The organism is Shewanella vesiculosa (assembly GCF_009994065.1).
In the GTDB taxonomy this organism is placed as follows: Bacteria; Pseudomonadota; Gammaproteobacteria; order Enterobacterales; family Shewanellaceae; genus Shewanella; species Shewanella vesiculosa.
Genome location: NZ_JAACSD010000024.1, coordinates 1 through 18423, shown reverse-complemented (window position 1 = coordinate 18423; position 18423 = coordinate 1). Strand labels below are relative to the sequence as shown.

Sequence of the window (18423 nt, the reverse complement as noted above, 5' to 3'; positions counted from 1 at the left end):
ACCCATTATCTCTTATTTTTATTGATACATAACGTCTATACTTTGCGTTTGCCCCTCTGCATGACACATAGTCCAGCTTTCACCACCTAATCGATAAATCGCCCCAAAGCTGGCGTGAGCTTAATATTAAATTGGCGTTTACTGTAATAGCAGATAATAATCGCAATACTGGATTTCAAAACTATCACGAGTATTTATCTGCAAATAAAAAAGCGAGCTAATTATGCTCGCTTTTTTAGGTTACCTTTCATCAACACAATGTCATTGGTTAACTTTAATTGGCATGGGATTACACACTAAACAGTTAATTCTTTAGCCAGTGCATCCGCGTAACCCATCTTAGTTAATGCTGTGCGAATAATATCTAGCGTCATCGGGTCTTCAATGGTTGCTGGAACAGTATATTCATTGTTATCAGCAATTTTACGCATGGTGGCTCGTAATATTTTCCCAGAACGGGTTTTTGGCAGTTTTTGTACTGCACTCACAAGCCTAAAGGAAGCTACTGGGCCAATTTCATGACGCACTAGTGCCAGTAACTCTTTATAAAGAGCCTCATCAGACATAGTAACGCCATTTTTAAGTACAACTAATCCAAGCGGCACTTGGCCTTTTAGTTTATCTTGCACACCAATTACCGCTGCCTCAGCAACTGCATCGTGCTGGCATAAGACTTCTTCAAATCGGCCTGTGGATAAACGATGTCCGGCGACATTAATAATGTCGTCAATGCGGCTCATAATATATAAGTAGCCATCTTCATCGATATATCCTGCATCACCAGTCAAGTAATACCCTGGATACATAGACAAGTAACTGTCGATATAACGTTTATCGTTTTGCCACAAAGTCGTTAGTGTGCCTGGAGGTAACGGTTGCTTTATCACCACGTTACCACTTTCATTGGGCGCCACTTGTTGTCCCATAGCATCAAGGATTTCCACTTGATACCCAGGTACCGCGCGCGCAGGAGAACCAGCTTTAATTTCAATTGGATCTGTGCCCATCAAATTAGCTGCCACAGGCCAACCGGTTTCTGTTTGCCACCAATGATCAACCACTGGCTTACCTAAATGCTGCTGACTCCAATTTAGGGTATCTGGATCACAGCGCTCACCGGCCAAGTACATTTGCTTAAGGCAGCTTAAATCAAATTGCTTGATAAAGTCGCCTTGAGGATCTTCCCGTTTAATAGCACGAATGGCCGTTGGCGCAGTAAAAAAGCTGCGAACTTGCTTCTGTTCAATTATCCGCCAAAAAGCGCCAGCATCAGGGGTGCCTATCGGTTTCCCTTCGTACATTATGGTTGTCGCACCTACTAATAATGGCCCGTAAACGATGTACGAGTGCCCTACCACCCAGCCAACATCTGATGCCGCCCAAAACACATCGCCAATACCAATGTCATAAATATGTTTCATCGACCATGCTAAAGCAACTGCATGACCGCCGTTATCACGCACCACACCTTTAGGCTGACCTGTAGTACCTGATGTATAAAGCACATATAAAGGATCGGTTGCATCCAACGATACACATTCAGCATCAGGCGCATCGACTAGGGCATTGTACCAATCAAGGTCTCGAGGTGAAGTTAGCTCAGCTTGGTATTCGGTGCGATTGAGAATAATACAATGATCGACTTGATGAGTCGCTTGGGATAATGCGTCGTCTAGCAGAGGTTTGTATGGCACTACACCAGAAGGTTCAATACCACATGAAGCTGAGAGAATTAATTTCGGTTTAGCATCATTGATTCGTGTAGAAAGCTCATTGGCCGCAAAACCACCAAACACCACTGAGTGAATTGCGCCAATCCTTGCACACGCCAACATGGCGTAAGCCGTTTCGGGTACCATCGGCATATAAATAACGACTCTATCGCCCTTGGTAACTCCTAACGATATCATCAGTCCAGCGAGCCGTTTCACCTGCGCCAACACTGATTGATAACTCACTGAATATTCGTGATGGGTTACAGGGCTAATATAATGAATAGCCGTTTGATCACCTCTACCAGCAATGACATGGCGGTCTAATGCATTAAAACAGGTATTCATTTTGCCATCGGCAAACCATCGATAAAAAGGCTTGTTACTGTCATCTAAGACGGTTTTTGGCACTTGGTCCCAACTAATGGCCTGTGCAGCTTGTTGCCAAAACACTTCGGGCTCGGCTATCGATTGTGCATGCATTGATAGTCCTAAATCAGCCATATTGCTCTCCGTTAATCAGCTTGTATTGCAGTGATTATGAACAGAATTCATCAAATACCCCTATTAGACAAAGGGATAAGAAGCACTAAAACCAACAAAAAAACCTTAGCATTCAACTAAGTATTTAATCGATAACAGTAAAAAAACCATGGTAATAAATTGCAAAATATAACAAACAGTTAAGGTATAATAACATTCTAGTGGCAAGCAAAATTAACAAGCACGCAGCCAATAACCACCTCTCAAACTTTACCTTTACGTAAACTTCATATATCTTGCATCAAAAGAAACACTTTTGGTGACATGATGAGCACAACCACTAGCACTCAATCAACATATTCAATCAGTGACTTATCAAAAGAATTTGATATCACCACCCGCAGTATTCGTTTTTACGAAGACCAAGGATTGATCAAACCTAAGCGTCGCGGACAAACTCGCATATACAGCCTCAAAGATCGCGTGCGTTTAAAACTCATTTTACGCGGCAAGCGCCTTGGCTTTTCATTAGCAGAAACACGCCGTCTGTTTGAACTTTATGATGCCGATAAAAGCAGCTCAACCCAACTCAACACCATGCTTGACTTAGTCAATGAGAAAAAATCGGCTCTGCAACAGCAAATGGATGACATTAAAGTGGTGCTAATGGAGCTCAATTCTGCCGAGCAACAATGTAAAGCGGCACTGACTGACAATGCGACGAGAAAAATAAAGTAATCAATTTATAACAGCTAATAATTGTAAAAGGCTTACTCAATTAAGCCAAAACTGACACAAAACTGCCAAAAACGCCCATAAAAAGCGTTGGCAGCACATAATAAAATTCAACAGGACACAAACAAATGAGCGACTTATATACCAGCTTAAACTTCGGTTTAGGTGAAGATGTAGACATGTTACGTGACGCTGTTCGTGGTTTTGCCGCTAACGAGATTGCCCCAATGGCCGCCCAAGTCGATATCGACAACGCCTTTCCTAACCAATTATGGCCAGTATTAGGTGATATGGGCTTACTTGGCGTCACCGTTGATGAGCAATATGGCGGCGCCAACATGGGTTATCTTGCCCATGTGGTGGCAATGGAAGAAATTTCCCGAGCATCTGCCTCTATTGGTCTTAGTTATGGTGCCCATTCAAACTTGTGTGTTAACCAAATCAACCGTAATGGTAATGAGGCTCAAAAAGCCAAATATTTACCAAAACTGGTCAGTGGCGAACACATTGGTGCCTTAGCCATGAGTGAACCCAATGCCGGTTCCGATGTAGTATCAATGAAACTGCATGCTCGTAAAGAAGGCGATCGTTACATCTTGAACGGCAACAAAATGTGGATCACTAATGGTCCAGATGCTCACACCTATGTGATTTATGCTAAAACCGATTTAAATAAAGGCGCACATGGCATTACCGCGTTTATCGTTGAACGTGGATCAAAAGGGTTTAGCCAAGCCCAAAAACTCGACAAGTTAGGTATGCGCGGTTCAAACACCTGTGAATTGGTGTTTGAAGACTGTGAAGTGCCTGAAGAAAACATCTTAGGCGGCCTCAATAATGGCGTAAAAGTACTTATGAGCGGCCTAGACTACGAGCGCGTTGTATTAGCTGGCGGTCCACTAGGCATTATGTCGGCTTGTATGGACATAGTGGTGCCATACATTCATGAACGTGAACAATTTGGCAAATCGATCGGTGAATTCCAACTAGTGCAAGGCAAGTTAGCCGACATGTACACGGGTATGAATGCCGCCCGCGCTTATGTTTACAGCGTCGCCAAGTCATGTGACCGCGGTGAAACCACGCGTAAAGATGCCGCTGGCGCTATTTTATACAGTGCAGAACTTGCCACTAAAATGGCCCTAGACGCAATTCAGCTTCTCGGCGGCAATGGTTATGTCAACGAGTATGCCACTGGCCGTTTATTGCGTGATGCCAAACTTTACGAAATTGGTGCAGGTACCTCAGAAATTCGCCGCATGTTAATTGGCCGCGAATTATTTAACGAGTCAAAGTAAGTAACACTTGCCCCAGTAGGGCGACATATCAAGCGTATCTTGTCGCCCTTATCAAGCCCCTATTTTTGCTTCATTAAGGACATAGAAATGACGCAACTGAGCAGCCGCATCAATCCTCGCAGTGACGAATTTAAAGCCAAGTCAGACAGCATGGCGTTATTAGTCAATGATCTTCAACAAAAACTAGCAAAAATCGCACAAGGTGGTGGCCCGGTCGCCCTTGAACGTCATTTGTCGCGCGGTAAATTATTGCCTCGCCAGCGTGTCGAAAAGCTGCTTGACCCAGGTTCTCCCTTCTTAGAGTTATCGCAATTTGCCGCTTATGAAGTGTATGACGAAGAAGTGCCTGCTGCAGGTGTGATTGCTGGTATTGGTCGCGTGAGTGGGGTTGAATGCATGATCATCGCCAACGATGCCACCGTAAAAGGCGGCACCTACTATCCGATCACAGTGAAGAAACACTTACGTGCTCAAGATATTGCTAGCCGTTGCCATTTACCGTGTATCTACCTAGTCGATTCTGGCGGCGCGAATTTACCCCGCCAAGATGAAGTCTTTCCAGACCGCGATCATTTCGGCCGAATTTTCTATAACCAAGCACAAATGTCGGCCAAGGGCATCCCTCAAATTGCTGTGGTAATGGGCTTATGTACCGCGGGCGGCGCGTATGTGCCTGCGATGGCTGATGAATCTATTATTGTTAAAGATCAAGGCACCATCTTTTTAGCGGGTCCGCCACTGGTGAAAGCGGCAACAGGTGAAGAAGTCAGTGCAGAAGAGCTCGGCGGTGCAGAAGTGCACACTAAAATATCCGGTGTAGCCGATCATCTGGCGCAAAATGATGATCACGCACTTGAACTTGCTCGCCGTGCTGTATTGCGCTTGAATCATCAAAAAGAAATCAAAAGCCTATTAAGTCCAGTTAAACCACCACAATTTGATATCCACGAATTGTACGGCATTGTCGGCACTGACCTTAAAAAGCCGTTCGACGTTAAAGAAGTGATTGCCCGTATCGTTGATGATTCTGACTTTGACGAATTTAAAGCCAATTACGGTGCAACCTTAGTGTGTGGTTTTGCACGCATTCATGGTTATCCGGTCGGGATTGTAGCCAATAACGGTATTTTATTTTCTGAGTCGGCGCAAAAAGGCGCTCACTTTATCGAACTGTGTTGCCAACGCAAAATCCCATTATTATTCTTACAAAATATCACCGGCTTTATGGTCGGTAAAAAGTACGAACACGAAGGCATTGCCAAACACGGCGCCAAAATGGTCACCGCAGTATCTTGTGCCAATGTACCTAAATTTACTGTAATTATCGGTGGCAGTTATGGCGCCGGTAACTACGGCATGTGTGGTCGCGCATTTGAACCAACCATGATGTGGATGTGGCCTAACGCGCGGATTTCAGTGATGGGCGGCGAACAAGCTGCTGGCGTGTTAGCAACAGTGCGCCGCGATGGTTTAGCCCGTAAAGGGATTGAATGGTCTACTGAAGATGAACAAGCATTTCGTAAACCGATAGTTGAACAATACGAAAAAGAAGGCCACCCGTATCATGCCAGTGCCCGTCTTTGGGATGATGGCATTATTGATCCGGCGCAAACCCGTGACGTAGTCGGCTTAGCCTTATCGGCGGCGTTAAATGCTCCTATTGAAGATACCCGTTTTGGGGTGTTCCGCATGTAATTGATGCGGCTAATTCAACTAACTAGGAGTAAGTAACAATGTTAACGACCCAATATAAACACATTGAATGTGACATATCACAAGGTGTTGCCCAACTGATCTTAAACCGGGCTGAAGTGCATAATGCCTTTGATGAGGTGATGATCAGCGAAATGATCAATGCCATCAAAAACTTTGCTAATGACAGCCAATGCAACATGCTGATCTTACGTGCCAATGGCAAAAACTTCAGTGCCGGCGCCGACCTTAATTGGATGCGTAAACAAGCAAAAATGGACGTTGGCCAAAACCTTGCTGACGCTCACGAGCTTGCCAAATTAATGCATGTACTCGACAAATTCCCAAAACCCACTATCGCTCTGGTTCAAGGTGCTGCCTTTGGCGGTGCATTAGGATTAATTTGTTGCTGCGACATTGCCATTGCAACAACAGGTGCCAGCTTCTGTTTAAGCGAAGTTAAGCTCGGTCTTATCCCCGCAGTGATCAGTCCTTATGTGGTGCGCGCCATGGGTAATCGTCAATCGCGTCGCTTTATGCTAACGGCAGAGCGCTTTAGTGCCGATGTAGCCTTAAGCCATCAAGTTATCCACCAGATTAACGATGACCTAGATGCTGCCGCAGCGCCCTTTATCACGGCATTTAATGCCAATAGCCCTCAGGGCATGGCTTGGGTAAAAACCTTAGTATCGCGTTTAGAAGATGGCGTTATTGATGACGCCACGCTCAATTATACCAGCGAGCAAATTGCTCGAATTCGTGTATCAGATGAAGGACAAGAAGGCCTTAATGCCTTTTTTGAAAAAAGAGCCCCCGCATGGCAAACCGTCAAATCTGATCCACAAGGAGCCCAATAATGTTTACCAAATTACTGATAGCAAACCGTGGTGAAATTGCATGTCGTATTATTAAAACGGCACAAACCATGGGCGTACGCACCATTGCTTTATATTCTGATGCTGACAAAGACGCCCGTCATGTTGCCATGGCAGACGAGTCGTTTTATTTGGGCGGCAGTGCTCCTGCTGACTCGTATTTAAAAGCCGATTTAATTATTGAGATAGCCAAAAAGTCAGGTGCACAAGCCATTCATCCTGGATATGGTTTTCTGTCTGAAAATGCTGAGTTTGCACGTAAATGTGAACAAAATGGCATCGCTTTTGTTGGCCCAGGTAGCGACGCTATTGATGCCATGGGCAGTAAAAGTGCTGCCAAAAACATCATGTCTAAAGCCAATGTGCCGCTCGTACCGGGTTATCACGGCGACGATCAAACTGATGCCACATTAATTGCTCAGGCCAAAGCTATCGGCTTCCCGTTACTGATTAAAGCGGCTTATGGCGGCGGCGGTAAAGGGATGCGTATCGTAGAAAACGACGGTGAAATCCTAGAAGCCGTTAAATCAGCGCGCCGTGAAGCCATCTCGTCTTTTGGCAATGACAAACTCTTGATGGAACGCTACTTACGTCAGCCGCGCCATGTTGAAGTGCAAGTGTTTGCTGACAGCCACGGCCATGCCATTTATTTGTCAGATCGTGATTGCTCTATTCAGCGTCGCCATCAAAAAGTGGTTGAAGAAGCGCCTGCTCCAGGTTTATCTGATGAGTTACGTGCGCAGATGGGTAACGCTGCCGTTGCAGCCGCCAAAGCCATTGATTATGTCGGCGCTGGTACCGTTGAGTTTCTACTGGATACCGACAACAGCTTTTATTTCATGGAAATGAATACTCGCCTCCAAGTTGAACACCCAGTAACTGAAATGGTCACTGGCCAAGATTTGGTTAAATGGCAGCTTTTGGTCGCCAGTGGTGGTGAATTGCCACTGAGCCAAGATGAAGTGCGCATTCATGGTCATTCATTTGAAGTGCGGATATACGCTGAAGATCCGCAAAACGAATTTTTACCAGCCAGTGGCAAGCTCAACTTTTTACGTGAACCAGAGCAAAATCGTCACGTGCGTATTGATTCTGGCATTCGTGAAAACGATATTATCAGTAACTTTTATGACCCAATGATTGCTAAATTGATTGTGTGGGATGAGTCGCGCCCTCGCGCATTACAACGCTTAGTGCATGCGCTAGAGTCATACCAAATTAGTGGCCTTAAACATAATATCGAATTTTTAGCTAACATTGCCGAACACCCAGCGTTTGCTGCTGCAGATTTCTGTACTGACTTTATTGAACGCTATGGCGACACCTTAATTGGTGATGCGGCCGTTGAAGCCGATACAGCTTTAGCGCTAGCAGGGCTTTTTCAAGTACTGTCACGTAAGCAAGCGGCTAAAGCATTAGCAATCAACAGTGCCGATCCTTATTCTCCATGGGGCTTGGTCAGCGGCTTTAGATTAAACAGCTCTAGCGTGCATCACGTATCGCTATTAACTGATACCGCAGCCGATGTTCAGCAACATGATTTATTACTCACCGCCATTGGCGAACAGTATCAACTGTGTTTACACGACCAAGTACTGACGTTAGCCGGTGAACTCAAAGCCGATTTACTATTAGCCGAAATTAACGGTCATAAAAGTAAAATCCCAGTTAGCCATCAAGGCGATGATTTCACTTTATTCTTGCCGTCTGGCAGTTATCATTTTAAGGCGATATTGGCTCAAGTCGCTGGCGAAGTGGTTAACCATGCCGATAAGCTCAAAGCCCCCATGAATGGCACCGTAGTGACGCATTTAGTGGAAGTAGGTGATGAAGTTAAAGCGGGTCAAGGTTTACTGGTGATGGAAGCGATGAAAATGGAATACACCATTGAAGCACCGTTTGATGGTGTAGTCAGTGAGTTTTATTTCCAAAGCGGTGAACTTGTCAGCGATGGCGCTCAACTATTAAATGTTGAGCCATTAGTGACTGAAACCAGCATCGAGGAAGCGTAAATGTTACCCACTAAAGTCAGTATTTTTGAAGTCGGTGCCCGTGACGGTTTGCAAAATGAAGTGCCGGTAACAACGGCAGACAAACTGACATTGATTGAACAACTGGCCGATGCTGGTGTTAAGCGAATTGAAGCAGGCAGCTTTGTGTCACCTAAGTGGGTGCCACAAATGGCCGATTCCGATGCCGTGTTTCATCAACTTAGAGGTCAAATTAATCGTCACCCTGGCGTGGTTTACAGTGCCTTGACGCCCAATTTAAAAGGCTTTGAACTGGCTCTTGCTGCTGGCGCTGATGAAGTGGCTATTTTTGGTGCAGCGTCTGAAAGCTTTAGTCAAAAAAATATTAACTGCTCAATTGATGAGTCAATTGCTCGCTTTATGCCGTTAATCGAGGAAGCAAAAAAACATAATATCGCCGTACGTGGTTATGTATCTTGTGTACTCGGTTGCCCGTACGAAGGCAATATTAACGTCAGCGAAGTCGCTAGAGTATCTGAAATCCTTTACCAGATGGGTTGCTACGAAATATCCCTTGGCGACACCATAGGTGTTGGCACACCAAATGATGCTCGAAAAATGGTTGAAGCCGTTGCGAATGTCGTGCCAGTGGATAAATTAGCTCTGCACTTTCATGACACTTATGGCCAAGCTCTGGCCAATATTCTTGCCTGCCTTGAAACCGGTGTTAGCGTATTTGACGCATCAGTTGCGGGTCTTGGTGGCTGCCCTTACGCAAAGGGCGCATCGGGTAACTTAGCGACAGAAGACCTGGTCTACATGCTCCATGGCATGGGCATAGATACCGGCATAGATCTGAACAAGCTTGCACTCGCAGGCGATACCGTTAGCCGCGCATTGGGGCGCAGCAATGGGTCCAAAGTAGCAAATGCAATCAGAACATAATCACATATACTCAACATGGTTAGCACGGTATAGCGCTAACCACTGATATAAATATAACGATAAGGACAACAAGATGGCAGGTTTCAATAAAGTCGTCCACAGCTATGAAGAAGCGCTAGCAGGACTGAAAGATGATATGACCATTATGGTCGGCGGCTTTGGATTGTGTGGCATTCCTGAAGGCCTAATTAATCATATGGTGACTATGGATGTTAAAGGCTTAACCGCCATTTCAAATAATGCTGGGGTTGATAACTTTGGCTTAGGACTGTTACTGAAACAGCACCAAATTTCAACCATGATTGCCTCTTACGTAGGAGAAAACGCCACCTTTGAACAGCAAATGTTATCCGGCGAGCTCAACGTTATCTTAACCCCGCAAGGCACACTGGCTGAAAAAATCCGTGCCGGCGGTGCAGGTATTCCGGCATTCTTTACCGCCACAGGTTACGGCACGCCGATTGCCGACGGTAAAGAAACCCGTGAAATCAAAGGGCGTCACTACGTATTAGAAGAATCGTTGACCGCTGACTTTGCTTTAATTCGCGCGTGGAAAGCGGACACTATGGGTAACTTAGTGTTTCGCAAAACCGCAGCAAACTTTAATCCGATGATGGCCACCGCAGGTAAAATTACCGTAGTTGAAGCCGAAGAAATTGTTGCACCTGGTGAACTCGATCCAGACCATATTCATACACCGGGTATTTATGTCGATCGCGTGATCAAAGCTAGCTTTGAAAAACGTATCGAGCAACGTACCGTCAAAGCTGCGAAATAAGGGAGACAACACCATGGCACTGACCAGAGAACAACTCGCCCAGCGCGTAGCAAAAGAATTACAAGATGGCTTTTATGTTAACCTAGGTATCGGTATCCCTACCCTAGTCGCTAACTATATCCCACACGGCATACAAGTAATGTTGCAATCTGAAAATGGTTTACTGGGTATGGGCGAATTTCCTACCGAAGACAACATCGATGCCGATCTTATCAACGCTGGCAAGCAAACGGTAACCGCGGTTGCAGGCGCGTCATTCTTTTCATCAGCAGAAAGCTTTGCCATGATCCGTGGCGGCCATGTCGACCTCACGGTACTGGGCGCATTTGAAGTGGATGTTAACGGCTCTATCGCCTCATGGATGATCCCAGGCAAACTGATTAAAGGTATGGGCGGCGCCATGGATTTAGTCGCGGGCGCCGACAATATTATTGTCACCATGATGCATGCGGACAAATACGGCAACTCGAAACTATTATCAACCTGCGAGTTACCATTAACGGGCTATGGCTGTATTAAACGGGTGATGACAGATTTAGCCTTTATCGAAATTAAAGATGGTGCGTTTCATTTACTTGAACGCGCGCCCGGTGTGACGGTTGATGAAATTGTTGCTAAAACAGCAGGTAAGTTAGTGGTACCAGACCACGTACCGGAAATGACCTTTTAATCTCTATTAAACAGTTAAGATCAACCAAGCCCGCCAATTTAACTTAATGATGCGGGCTTTTTTATACTTTTATCTAATATGACTACTGTAGCGACTCAGCCCCTTTTCTACTTTGAGATGTGAATATCAAAATGTAAATGCACAGGCTAAGCCATTTATGCTGAGTTCAAGGAAAAAATGCGCAGTTTTATGGTTTAAATGAGCATTTTTCAACGATGAAATAGGCTTAAATGGCGACGCTATGAGTCGTGATATTGTCGATTTAATCTTCTGCTGGGATCACCAACACATTACTGCGCATCCGGCTCAAAATAGATTCCGCTGTATTACCAATAATGCGCCCTAGTAATCCTTGCCGTTGCCGCGCACCAATCACAAAATATTGGCTTTTTAACCGACATGCCAGTTCAAACAGACACAGTTCAGGCTCACCTGAGATAATATGCATACAATCAGCGTCAACTCCTATGTCAGCAATTTTTTGCTGATGTTCTGCATACGCTTTTTTAACTAAAGCATTAATGTCGAGCAAATCCATGTCGCGAACAATTTGCGGAATTCGTAACACATAAGCCACATGCAACTGTGTTCCAGTCGCTTTAGCAAGCTGCAGGCCATTAGCAATAACGGCGTCATTAAGCCGTTGCTTTGTCGGATTTTCAGTACCTAAATCGATTGAAATTAGCGTGGTGTTACCGGTATTAAGTGGGTTGTTTGTAAGGAGTAATAGTGGGATTTTGGTATGGCGAATTAACTGCCAATCAGTGGGCAGATAATGATCAGAATGATGGACAGCTTTAACCATAAGATCAAAGCTATGGCGAGCAGAGTGATGACAAGCATGTTCAAAAAGATACTTACTCCATATCACATGTAACGGCACATCCTCGGCATCAAGCGAATCTAAGTGCTGCTGAAGTTGCGCTTCTTGTTGTTGCATTAACTGCTTTTGCACCACTCCAGCAAGTCGTGGTTGATCACTGTCTGTGCCACTTAAATAGGCGTAAGTATAAGCAAAAACTTCAGCCTGCTTGTTCATCTGCTTGGCTAATGATAATCCTATCGCGACTGCATCAATATGCGCTTGTTCCATTTGTGCGATAACAAACATTTTGTTCATATAAACCTCCTTATTTCAGATCTTTTCTATATTCACACCGTGACAAGCATATGTAAATATTAAGATTATACTTATCAAAAATTGCCTTGTATTCTGCGATTAGAAACTCAGTAAACGTGAGCTAGTAACTATCTTTAGCTTAGCTAATAGCGTAAGTTTGTGCTTAAGTATCGCAACTAAAATTGATCAACATCAACTTTATTGGGTTCACACAAATCAATAACATATTGCCTAACCTGAAGGAGGATAAATGGCAATAAACAGCTTTGTAATGTCACTTTTTCTCATTCTTGTTGTGGGCAGATTGTTAGGTGAGCTTAGTGACCGATTAGGATTTCCCAGCGTAGTGGGTGAAGTCACTGCGGGGATGTTAATTGGCCCGTCACTACTCAATTGGGTTGTACCTCATAGTACATTAGCCATCATCGCAGAACTGGGGGTGATTTTTTTATTATTTGATATTGGCTGTGAAACCTCTATCAAAAAGCTTGCCCATTCTGGTACTAAAGCCGTAAGTGTTGCATTGTTAGGCATTGCAATACCCTTACTCTTCACAGGATTAACCAGCCTGTATTGGCTTTCTCTACCTCCTTTTACAGCATTATTTTTTGGTTGCGCATTAACGGCCACCAGCATTGGTATTTCAATGCGAGTTTTAGCACTCAATAATCAAACTCAAAGTGCGGCTGGGCAAATTATTCTAGGGGCTGCGGTTATCGATGATATCGTTGGCGTGATACTACTGAGCGTGTTGTTTAATTTCGCCTCATCTGGAGAATTAGCCGTAAGCTCAACCTTAGTATTATTTATCATGATTGCCTGCTTTATCATTTTCAGCCCGCCACTGGTTAGAGTGATAATTTATTTAACCCGCTGGCTTCACCTTAAAACACGCATTCCCGGCTATGAAGTGTTTGTTGTCACGGCAATGATTTGCTTATTTGCCTGGTTAGCTCATTGGTTTGGTACCCCGGCTATTTTAGGTGGCTTTGCCGTCGGAATGGGCTTGTCACGACAATTTACCTCGCCATTTAATCAATACCTTAAAAACCCCTTTAGCTATACCCACAAACTGGAACAATCAGCAAAGCCGCTAGTACAGCTCTTTAGCCCCATTTTTTTCGTTTATGTCGGCATCAGCCTGGATCTAAGTCAACTTGATATGAGCTTCATGGGCTTACTATTACTCGCTTGGTTAACTTTTATCGCCGTAGCAAGTAAATTCATGGCCGGATTGTTGGCCAGCTCAAACTGGCACGAAAAAATGATTGTGGGTTCAGCAATGGTACCCAGAGGTGAAGTAGGATTAGTATTTGCAGAGATGGGACGCCAACTTGACGTCATTCAAGCCAAAGAGTTTGCCATATTAGTCATGGTTATCGCCCTAACGACCCTGATAGGGCCGCTTCTTTTAAAATATACCTCAAGTAAACAAGCCGAATAAATATAATCAGCTCAATGACCTATCATAGATGAGCAAACAACAATCGGCTTTTCATCATGGCTATTTTAATAAAAACTGTATCGCTTTGTCCAAATTAGGGTCGTCAGGATCAGACGTATTGGTCATCCACGCAATGTGACCACTTCGGTCAATAAACACTGTTGTTGGGGTACCGGTTATGCCATACAACTTAGCAACCTCATCACCTAAAACCAGCGTGGTCATTTTTATACCTCGATCGAGCAAACTCTGCCCTGGATTGGCGCCAGCATCTTCGCTAAAACTAATACCAATCATTTGCAAGTCAGTGTGTTGGTAGTTAAGTCGTAGTTTTTCTAAACCGGGTTGCAGCTTTTTACAATATGGACACCAGGTAGCCCAAAAATGCAAAATAACCGGTTTACCGGCGTAATCATGCAGAGTAAATGATTGGCCATCAGAGGTCATTAATTCAAAATTAGTAGCAACGGACTCATCCACTTTCGCAGCAGCATCGGCTGTGCTTTGGGATATAAAAGACAATAATAGCAATGCAGATATACTGACTACTGACCAAACAAATTTCATAACGCGCCCTATTTATGGATTATTTTTATGTATTAACCTATATAGACCGGAGAGTTGCCATTATGTATTCATATGCATTTCAGATAATCGTTTCGCGAGCACTTGTTGATCTTTCCAAGCCTGAAGACGGTATTACAACAAATAAGTCACTCGGATATTGAAGAGTAAATAAATCGGTACATTTCACGCACCAAAATAAGTTTACGCTTACGTAAAAATAATACTGAGTTTTTACTCGAAATTGGTTATGTTAGCTGAACTAACATAATCTGATTGGACCAGTAACAAGACGATACCTTGCTGCCGCGACCAAACTTAACGACCCCATAACCAAGGAATGACCTTATGCCAATTTACCAAGCTCCCCTGCGTGATTATCAATTCATTCTGTCTGAACTGCTTAATGTCTATCAACAAACTGACTTACGTGGTTTTGATGAATTAGATGCAGATTTAACTGATGCGATTTTACAAGGTGTCGCCGACTTTACTACCGACATCATGTTGCCACTCAATGCAAGCGGTGACTTGGAAGGTTGTAAATTGGTTGACGGTAAAGTCATCACCCCTTCTGGGTTTAAGCAAGCTTACAAGCAGTATGTCGAAGATGGCTGGGCCACACTAACCTGCGATCCTGAATTTGGCGGCCAAGGCCTGCCAGAAGTGATTGGTACCTTTGCCACCGAAATGAAAACCGCGACCAACATGGCTTTTGCTATGTATCCTGGGTTAACCCATGGCGCTTATTCTGCTATTCATGTTCATGGCAGCGATGCACTAAAACAAAAGTATTTAGCTAAACTAGTCAGTGGTGAATGGACTGGAACCATGAACTTAACTGAATCGCATGCTGGTACCGATTTAGCGTTATTGCGCACTAAAGCTATTCCTGCCGGAGATGAGCTGTTTGCCATTAGCGGCGAGAAAATCTTTATTTCATCTGGTGATCACGATCTTGCTGATAATATTATTCACTTAGTATTAGCGCGCCTACCCGATGCACCAGAAGGTGTTAAAGGCATTTCATTATTTGCGGTACCGAAATTTTTAGTCAATGCCGACGGCAGTTTAGGTGACGCCAATACGCTGAGTGCGACGGGTCTGGAACACAAAATGGGCATTCACGGTAACTCAACTTGTGTCATGCATTTTGATGGCGCAATTGGCGAATTAGTTGGTGCACCACATCAGGGCTTAAAAGCCATGTTCACCATGATGAACCAAGCACGTCTGGGTGTCGGTATTCAGGGTTTAGGCGTATCTGATATTGCTTACCAAAATGCACTTGTTTATGCCAAAGAGCGCATTCAAGGTCGTGCATTAAGTGGTGTTAAACAGCCTGAACAAGCCGCAGACTCATTATTAGTCCATGGTGACATAAGACGTATGCTGTTATCGCAAAAGTCTTTCAATGAAGGAACACGTGCGTTAATGGGCCAACAGGCATTATGGCTTGACCAAGTAGAACGTCATACTGACCCGGAAAAAGCCAAACAAGCAAATGCCCTGGCAGCTTTATTTACACCGATTGTTAAAGGTTTCGTTACCGACCAAGGCTTTAAAGCATGCGTAGATGCGCAGCAGGTTTATGGCGGTCATGGCTATATTAATGAATGGGGTATGGAGCAGTATGTGCGTGATATTCGTATCGCAATGATTTATGAAGGCACAAATGGCGTTCAGGCTTTGGATTTAGTAGGCCGTAAATTACTGAGCGACAAAGGTGTAGCATTGACGTTATGGTCAGGCATGGTAAAACAGCTTATTCAAGATAATTCCAGCAACGAAGCCATGAAGCCCTATCTTGCAGGGTTAATGGACGCTGCGGGCGATCTTGAAAAAGCCACTGGTTTTATTGTTCAATCGGCCAGTAAAAACCCAGACCTTATTGGCGCAGCATCAATGCCATATATGCAACTCTTTGGCATTACCGCTCTGGCTTGGATGTGGACCCGTGTGGCGGCAACATCATTGGCAGCATTAGAAGCTGGTACTGAAGAAAGTGAGTTTTATCAAGCTAAACTTAATACGGCAAAATTCTTCATGAGCTATTGGGGCAGCCAAACTCGCAGCTTACGCAAACAAATTGAAGCTAGCAGTGCTGATATTGTCAATTTCACAGCAGCTGACTTTTAATCTCAACATAAGCACCTAAAACATAAGCACCTAAAACACAAATAACAAAGCCGCTTCAATGTTAATTTAAGCGGCTTTGTTTATTCTGCAGCGGTCGCTAACGTAATTCTAATACGTCTTTAATGGCCAACTAATCCCACAAAAACTCGCGAAAATGCTTACGACAAACCGACTCGTAACTCTCGTTACCGCCAATCTCCACTTGTTCACCTTCGCGCATAGGATTACCTTCATGATCAAGGCGAACCACCATATTGGCTTTACGGCCACAATGACAAATAGTTTTTAATTCAACGAGCTTATCTGCCCAAGCGAGCAAGTAATGGCTACCTGAAAATAACTCACCCTGAAAATCATTACGTAATCCATAACATAATACGGGGATATCGAGATTATCGACAACATAAGTTATCTGCCTAACCTGCTCTTTACTTAAAAACTGACACTCATCAATCAGTACGCAGTGAATTTTTTGCTCGTCATTGGATGTCGAAATCAGCTCAATTAAATTGTCAGTACTACCAAACACCTGGGCATCGGTTTCAATCCCAATACGCGAAGACACTTTGCCAATACCATATCGATTATCTATTGATGCTGTCATCACTAAGGTATGCATACCGCGCTCACGATAATTATAAGAAGACTGCAGTAACGAAGTTGATTTACCGGCATTCATCGCCGAATAATAAAAGTACAGTTGCGCCAAAATGTAGCGTCCTAATGGTTAGACAGTCAGTACCGTCCATATTACCTTTTTTAACTTCGCAACAACAAACAAAAATGCCGTATTCGTTATGAATACGGCATTTTTTCAAAGCTTAATCAATCGGCTTATTACTCATAAGTATCAGGATGTAGCATTACTTTTTTGCCCAAAAGTACAATACTAGGATACTGATAAGAAACAACACACTACAACAAATCAATCCAGCCATTAACGAGCCAGTAAAACCAAGCACAATATAACCGACGAAACTAATCAACGCAGCGATAAGTGCATAAGGAAGCTGGGTCACCACATGATCGATATGATGGCAGCTCGCCCCCGTTGATGACAAAATAGTGGTATCGGAAATAGGTGAGCAATGGTCACCAAATACGGCACCAGAAAGCACAGCTGCTAGCATAGGTAGCATCATGGTGCTATCACTCCCCATCGCCATATCGGCCGCTATAGGCAACATAATACCAAAGGTTCCCCAACTCGTTCCCGTTGAAAATGCGGTTATCCCAGCCAATAGAAATAACATGGCAGGCAATAGCGCAAACGGAATATTATCAGTTGCTAAACTGGCCATAAACTTACCGGTTTCAAGCTGACCAATGACACTTGATATCGTCCAAGCGAACAATAAAATATAAATAGCGGGTAACATTGAACGAGCACCAACAGAGATGCCTTTGAGCAACATAGACAGCTCTACTTTCTGTTGAAATGCCAACAACACTGTCGCAATCAAACCGACGATAGAACCAAAAAACAATGATGAACTCACATCAGTATTTTCAAATGCACCTAGTACACTAAACATCTGCTCTTTAGCCGCTAATGCTTCTGCCCCACTAGAGACCATAAAATAAAGGGTCGCAAATACTAATATCGCAATCGGTAAAAATAAACCAATCACTTTACCGGTGTCAGCTTCAGGTAAATCAGTAACCGCTCCCGGTGGTTGGCCTTTTGATTCATCATACAACTCACCACGAAGTGCATTTAATTCATGCTGACGCATTGGTCCTATGTTTAAACTGAACGTCGCCACACACACTAGTAATAATAATGAGAACACGGCATAAAAGTTCATCGGGATCATCTGTATAAAGACACTTAAATGACCTGAGTCAGCAAAACCATGTGCAGTTAAAATGCCGCCAATAAGCGCAATAATATAGGCTCCCCAGCTTGATACCGGGGAAATAACGCAAATCGGTGCCGCGGTAGAATCTAAAATATAGGCAAGTTTTGCGCGTGAAATATGGTATCTGTCCGTGATA

At 44.0% G+C, this 18423-nt stretch carries 15 protein-coding genes; 10 read left to right on the top strand and 5 right to left on the bottom strand.

The window, feature by feature from the left end; all coding sequences use genetic code 11:
* Window positions 1–296: 296 nt before the first annotated feature.
* Window positions 297–2216, bottom strand: a complete 1920-nt coding sequence (locus GW828_RS18835; RefSeq protein WP_124018001.1) for a propionyl-CoA synthetase — start codon at window positions 2214–2216, stop codon at window positions 297–299.
* A gap of 306 nt (window positions 2217–2522) precedes the next feature.
* Here GW828_RS18835 and GW828_RS18830 point away from each other — a divergent pair, with 306 nt between their 5' ends.
* The 8 genes from GW828_RS18830 to GW828_RS18795 all read left to right on the top strand — a co-directional run bounded on the left by GW828_RS18830 (window position 2523) and on the right by GW828_RS18795 (window position 11158).
* A complete protein-coding gene (locus GW828_RS18830) occupies window positions 2523–2933 on the top strand; it encodes a MerR family transcriptional regulator (RefSeq protein WP_124018000.1) in 411 nt (136 codons plus the stop codon).
* 125 nt (window positions 2934–3058) lie between these two features.
* Window positions 3059–4228 (top strand): isovaleryl-CoA dehydrogenase, encoded by a 1170-nt coding sequence (locus tag GW828_RS18825; RefSeq protein ID WP_124017999.1) that lies wholly within the window; start codon window positions 3059–3061, stop codon window positions 4226–4228.
* 87 nt (window positions 4229–4315) lie between these two features.
* Window positions 4316–5923 (top strand): carboxyl transferase domain-containing protein, encoded by a 1608-nt coding sequence (locus GW828_RS18820; protein ID WP_182742367.1) that lies wholly within the window; start codon window positions 4316–4318, stop codon window positions 5921–5923.
* Between the two features lie 38 nt (window positions 5924–5961).
* Window positions 5962–6777, top strand: coding sequence for an enoyl-CoA hydratase-related protein (locus tag GW828_RS18815; RefSeq protein ID WP_124017997.1), 816 nt, complete (start codon window positions 5962–5964; stop codon window positions 6775–6777).
* Window positions 6777–8807, top strand: a complete 2031-nt coding sequence (locus GW828_RS18810) for an acetyl/propionyl/methylcrotonyl-CoA carboxylase subunit alpha (RefSeq protein WP_273059887.1) — start codon at window positions 6777–6779, stop codon at window positions 8805–8807. Before GW828_RS18815 ends, GW828_RS18810 begins: the two co-directional genes overlap by 1 nt.
* The gene (locus GW828_RS18805; RefSeq protein ID WP_273059886.1) at window positions 8808–9710 is read left to right on the top strand and encodes a hydroxymethylglutaryl-CoA lyase; all 903 of its coding nucleotides are present in this window, start codon (window positions 8808–8810) and stop codon (window positions 9708–9710) included.
* A gap of 73 nt (window positions 9711–9783) precedes the next feature.
* Window positions 9784–10488 (top strand): CoA transferase subunit A, encoded by a 705-nt coding sequence (locus GW828_RS18800; protein WP_124017994.1) that lies wholly within the window; start codon window positions 9784–9786, stop codon window positions 10486–10488.
* A 13-nt stretch (window positions 10489–10501) separates the two neighbouring features.
* On the top strand, window positions 10502–11158 hold the full coding sequence (locus GW828_RS18795) for a 3-oxoacid CoA-transferase subunit B (protein WP_124017993.1): 657 nt from the start codon (window positions 10502–10504) through the stop codon (window positions 11156–11158).
* A 262-nt stretch (window positions 11159–11420) separates the two neighbouring features.
* On the opposite strand, the gene GW828_RS18790 is transcribed toward GW828_RS18795, so the two are convergent.
* A complete protein-coding gene (locus GW828_RS18790) occupies window positions 11421–12278 on the bottom strand; it encodes a universal stress protein (RefSeq protein ID WP_273059885.1) in 858 nt (285 codons plus the stop codon).
* 250 nt (window positions 12279–12528) lie between these two features.
* Here GW828_RS18790 and GW828_RS18785 point away from each other — a divergent pair, with 250 nt between their 5' ends.
* Entirely contained in the window at window positions 12529–13722 is a 1194-nt protein-coding gene (locus tag GW828_RS18785; RefSeq protein WP_273059884.1) for a cation:proton antiporter, read from the top strand.
* Window positions 13723–13782: 60 nt separating this feature from the next.
* On the opposite strand, the gene GW828_RS18780 is transcribed toward GW828_RS18785, so the two are convergent.
* Window positions 13783–14289: a TlpA family protein disulfide reductase gene (locus tag GW828_RS18780; RefSeq protein ID WP_124017990.1), complete on the bottom strand. Its 507-nt coding sequence runs from the start codon at window positions 14287–14289 to the stop codon at window positions 13783–13785.
* A gap of 345 nt (window positions 14290–14634) precedes the next feature.
* On the opposite strand from GW828_RS18780, the gene GW828_RS18775 reads away from it, so the two are divergent.
* Window positions 14635–16425, top strand: coding sequence for an acyl-CoA dehydrogenase C-terminal domain-containing protein (locus GW828_RS18775; protein ID WP_273059883.1), 1791 nt, complete (start codon window positions 14635–14637; stop codon window positions 16423–16425).
* A gap of 130 nt (window positions 16426–16555) precedes the next feature.
* Here the strand turns inward: GW828_RS18775 and GW828_RS18770 are convergent, their stop codons facing one another.
* Both GW828_RS18770 and GW828_RS18765 read right to left on the bottom strand, forming a co-directional pair.
* Entirely contained in the window at window positions 16556–17134 is a 579-nt protein-coding gene (locus GW828_RS18770; protein ID WP_124017988.1) for a thymidine kinase, read from the bottom strand.
* A gap of 154 nt (window positions 17135–17288) precedes the next feature.
* Window positions 17289–18423, bottom strand: a 1135-nt coding sequence (locus GW828_RS18765; RefSeq protein WP_273693545.1) for a Na+/H+ antiporter NhaC family protein, incomplete at its 5' end; no start/stop codon positions are given.